The 473-nt window shown below is 47.1% G+C and carries 2 tRNA genes; both read left to right on the top strand.

The features are described from left to right. Positions 1 to 110 precede the first annotated feature (110 nt). Positions 111 to 187, top strand: a tRNA-Ile gene (locus tag IM317_RS23290). 42 nt (positions 188 to 229) lie between these two features. Next, positions 230 to 305, top strand: a tRNA-Ala gene (locus IM317_RS23285). Positions 306 to 473: the final 168 nt, after the last annotated feature.

Here is a 473-nt window from a genome sequence, read left to right as displayed (position 1 = left end):
AAGGTAACCGTAGGGGAACCTGCGGTTGGATCACCTCCTTACCTTAAAGAACCTGCCTTTGCAGTGCTCACACAGATTGTCTGATGAAAAACAGCAGTAAAAATCTCTGCAGGCTTGTAGCTCAGGTGGTTAGAGCGCACCCCTGATAAGGGTGAGGTCGGTGGTTCAAGTCCACTCAGGCCTACCAAACTCCTTTTAAAGGATGAGCGGTACAGAGATTATAAACGATGGGGCTATAGCTCAGCTGGGAGAGCGCCTGCTTTGCACGCAGGAGGTCTGCGGTTCGATCCCGCATAGCTCCACCATCTTTTACTGCGAACACAAGAAAACTTCAGAGTGAACCTGAAAAGGTGCACTGCGAAGTTTTGCTCTTTAAAAATCTGGATCAAGCTGAAAATTGAAACGACACACATGTTATGTGTGTTCGAGTCTCTCAAATTTTCGCAAGTCGGTGATGAATCGAAAGAAACATC

This window comes from Enterobacter cloacae complex sp. S3, assembly GCF_014930495.1.
Taxonomy (GTDB): domain Bacteria; phylum Pseudomonadota; class Gammaproteobacteria; order Enterobacterales; family Enterobacteriaceae; genus Enterobacter; species Enterobacter asburiae_B.
The sequence above is the reverse complement of the archived record's forward strand: the minus strand, read 5'-3'. Positions and strand labels throughout refer to the sequence as shown.